Below are 4,407 nucleotides of genomic sequence, written 5' to 3' on the forward strand. Positions count from 1 at the left end.
GAACCACAACCGCTGCTGGGCAAACGACAACGGCACCACCGACGGGCGCTGCACTGGCGTCAACGGCGCCAGCCGACTCTCGTCGCCACCGACCCGGAGTGCGAGCTGGGCAACCGTGGGTGCTTCGAACACGGCACGCACCGAAAGGCTGCCATCCAAGCTCGTGTTGATCGCGGCGATCAGACGCATCGCCAACAGCGAATCCCCACCCAGATCGAAGAAGGAGTCGTCGACGCCGACCCGCTGCACACCGAGGACCTGGGCGAAGATGCCCGCCAGGACCTCCTCGATCGCGTTGGCCGGGGCGCGATAGCGATCGGTCTCGCTGTATTCCGGTGCCGGCAGGGCGCGTTTGTCGAGTTTGCCGTTGACGGTGAGCGGCAGCGCATCCACCGTCATCACCGCGGCCGGGACCATGTACTCGGGCAGCCGCTCGGCGAGCCGGGCGCGGATCTGTGCCGGGTCGGCGATGCCGGTGATGTAGCCGACCAGGCGCTTGTCGCCCGGGCGGTCCTCGCGGGCGATCACCACCGCCTGCTCTACCCCGTCGAGGTCGGCCAGCGCGGCGCGGACGTCGCCGAGCTCGATGCGGTAGCCGCGGATCTTCACCTGCTCGTCGGCGCGGCCCAGATAGTGCAGCTGACCGTCGGCGTCCCAGCGCACCACATCTCCGGTGCGATACATGCGTGCCCCGGCGCCGGCGAACGGGCATGCGACAAACCGCGACGCCGTCAACCCGGCGCGACGCCAATATCCGCAACCTAGCCCGGTACCGGCCACATACAGCTCGCCGACGACTCCGGCCGGCACCTGGCGCAACCAGCCGTCGAGCACAAAGAAGCCGAGGTGCCCCAGCGGCACGCCGATCGGGCTGGTGTTGTGCTCGACATCGCCGGCGACGATCTCCCGGAACGAGGCGTGCACCGTCGTCTCGGTGGTGCCGTAGAGGTTGAGCAGCCGTGGTGATTCGGGGTGGTGGTCCAGCCACGGCCGAAGACGCTGCGGCTCCAGCGCTTCACCGGCGAACACCACAGCGTCCAGCTGCAGCCGTTGTCCCAGTTCGGGTGCGAGCGCGTCAGCGCTTTGCAGCGCGTAAAACGCCGACGGGGTCTGGCTCAAGACGCTGACCTGTTCAGCGACCAGCAAGGCGTGGAAGTCCGCCGGTGAGCGCACCACCTCGTCGGGCACCACCACCAGCCGCCCACCGTCCAACAGGGCTCCCCAGATCTCGCACACCGAGACGTCGAAGGCGTAGGAATGCCACTGCGACCACACCGCCGCCTTGGGGAGATCGGCGCGCAGCGAGTCCAGCAGTTGGGTGACGTTGTAGTGGGTGATGGCTACGCCCTTCGGGACACCGGTGGTGCCGGAGGTGTAGATGAAGTAGGCGAGGTCATCGGCGGCGGGCGCGGGCAGTGCCGTGGCCGGATAGGTCGGGATGCGCGGGTCGTCGATGTCGATGACGTGCAGGTCATGGTCGTCGAGTCGGTTGGCGAGGTCTGCGGTGCTGATCGCGGCGATCGGCTGTGCGTCGCCGAGCATGAACTCGATGCGGGTCGCCGGCAGCGCCGGGTCGATGGGCAGATAGGCGGCGCCGGTCTTGAGGACAGCCAGGATGGCCACGATCGCCTCGGCGGAGCGGGGGAACAGCAGCGCCACTGACGCGCCCCGGCCCGCACCATGGGCTGTTAATAGGTGCGCCAACCGGTTAGCGGCCTCGTCGAGTTCCCGGTAGGTCAACGAGCGCTGGCCGCAGCTGACCGCCACCGCGTCCGGTGTCTGAGCTGCCTGCGCGGTCAACAACGCCGGAATCGATTGCTTTACGCCTGTGGGGTGGCTTAGGGCTACCCGGTTACTCCAGGTGTCCAGACGGACGTGCTCACCGGAATCGAGGACGTCGACCGATGAGAGTCGGCGGTTCTGGTCGGCGGTCAGCGCCACCAGCACACGCTTGAAGCGCTCGATCAGCGTTTCGACGCTGGCCGCGTCGAACACGTCGGTGCGGAATTCCACTGCGCCGCTGATTCCGGCGGGCTCTCCGGTTTCGGTCCATTGTTCGCCGAGCGCGAAGGTCAGGTCCATGCGCGCGACCTGGGTATCTGCAGGCAGAGGGGTGAGCTGAAGATCCCCGAAGGACAGCTCCGTGGCATCGGTTTGCCCGCCGAAGTTCTGCCAGGCCAACATCACCTGGACCAGCGGGTGATGGGCGAGGCTTCGGGTGGGGTTGAGCCGCTCCACCAGCACTTCGAAGGGGACGTCCTGGTGCTCGTAGGCGGCAAGGCTGCGGGTGCGCACTTGGGTCAACAGCTCGGCGACGCTGGGATCGCCGGCCACGTCGACGCGCAGCACCAAGGTGTTGACGAAAAAGCCGACCAGCTCGTCGAGTGCAGGATCGCGGCGCCCGGCGATCGGGAAGCCGACGGCTACGTCGGTGCTGGCGCTGATTTTGGCCAGCAGCACCGCCAGGCCGGCTTGCATCACCATGAAGCTGGTGGCGTTGTGCTCGCGGGCCACCTGGTTGATCTGCTGCTGCAGTTCGGCCGGCCACTCCAGCGCTATGCGGGCACCGCGGTAGTCGGCGACCGGGGGATAGGGCCGATCGGTGGGAAGGTCCAGGCGTTCGGGCATACCGGCCAGGGCGTCCTGCCAGTAGGCCAGCTGCTCGTTGATTCGGCTGTCGGGGTCGTCGAGCTCGCCGAGCTGGTCGCGCTGCCACAACGTGTAGTCGGCGTACTGCACCGGCAACGGCGGCCACTGCGGGGCCTGTCCTTGGCGGCGGCTGGCGTAGGCCATCGCGAGATCACGGATCAGCGGGGCGATCGACCAGCCGTCGGCGGCGATGTGGTGCACGACGGCTGCCAGCACATGATCGTCGTCGCTGACATTGAAAAGCCTTGCCCGCAAGGGGATTTCGGTCGCCAGGTCAAACGGCTGACGCGTCGTGGCGCCGATCGCCTCACTGAGCTGGTTTTGCGGCCAGTCGGTGGCATCAACGACGTCCCAACCGAAGTCGGCGCTCTCAACGGGGACAACCAGTTGTTGGGGTGTGCCCTTGAGCGTCGGGAAGAGGGTGCGCAGACTCTCGTGACGGGCCACCACATCGGCCAGCGCTTCGCCCAGCGCGCCGGCGTTGAGCGTGCCGTGCAACTGCAGCGCCACCGCGATGTTGTAGATCGGCGAGGGGCCTTGCAACTGATCGATAAACCACAGCCGCTGTTGGGCGAACGACAATGGCACCACGGCTGGCCGCTCGACCGGTGTCAACGGCTCAACGCGACCCGCGGCGCCACCGATACGGAGTGCGAGTTGGGCCACCGTGGGCGCCTCGAAGACGGTCCGCACCACCAGGTTGGTGTCCAGGGCGGTGTTGACGGCGGCGATCAGGCGCATCGCGGAGATGCTGTCGCCGCCGAGTTCGAAAAAGGAGTCGTCGACTCCCACCCTGTCGATTCCGAGGACTTGGGCGTAGATGCCGGCCAACAGTTCCTCGACCGCATTAGTGGGGGCCCGGTAGTCGGCGGCGTCGGCGTACTCGGGGGCGGGCAGGGCGCGGGTGTCGAGTTTGCCGTTGACCGTCAACGGCAACGCATCGAGTGCGACGATCGCGGCGGGCAGCATGTAGGCCGGTAACCGCTCGGCGAGCTGCGCGCGGGCGTGAGTGGGGTCGGCGGTGCCGGTGATGTAGCCGACCAGGCGTTTGTGGCCCGGGCGGTCCTCGCGGGCGATCACCGCCGCTTGCCGGACCCCGTCCAATGCGGCCAGGGTGGTCTGGATTTCGCCGAGTTCGATGCGATAGCCGCGGATCTTGACCTGCTCATCGGCCCGGCCCAGATAGTCCAGCTGCCCATCAGCGCGCCAGCGCACGAAATCCCCGGTGCGATACATCCGCGCACCGTCCCCACCGAACGGGCAGGCCACAAACCGGGATGCGGTCAGCCCGGCGCGGCGCAGATAGCCGTAGGTCAGCCCGGCGCCCGCCACATACAGCTCACCCATCACCCCGGCGGCGACGGGGCGCAGCCAGCCATCGAGCACAAACAGCGCCGCCCCCGGCGCCGGCGCACCGATTGGCGGTGCCCCGGAGCCCGGCGTCAACGGCGCGCTGAGCAGCACCACCATCGTGGTCTCGGTGGGCCCGTAGGCGTTGATCATCACCCGCCCCGGCGCCCAGCGGTCCACCACCTCCGGTGGGCAGGCCTCCCCGGCCACCACCAACGCCGTGGACTCCAAACCCTGCGGCGAGAGCGCGCCCACCGCCGAGGGGGTCTGCGTCAACACGTCGACCTGCTCAGCAACCAGCACATCGTGAAGCTGTTCGGGGGAGCGCACCACCTCGTCGGGCACCACCACCACCCGACCGCCACCGAGCAGCGGGCCGAAGGTCTCCCACACCGAGGTGTCGAACCC

General features: G+C 68.2%; 1 protein-coding gene. It reads right to left on the bottom strand.

The annotated features are described in order from the left end of the window. The coding region (locus VFA16_RS13770; protein WP_324968356.1) for an amino acid adenylation domain-containing protein at positions 1-4,407 on the bottom strand (4,407 nt) is incomplete at both ends.

Origin of the sequence: Mycobacterium sp., assembly GCF_035653355.1 — a bacterium.
Lineage (GTDB): Bacteria > Actinomycetota > Actinomycetes > Mycobacteriales > Mycobacteriaceae > Mycobacterium.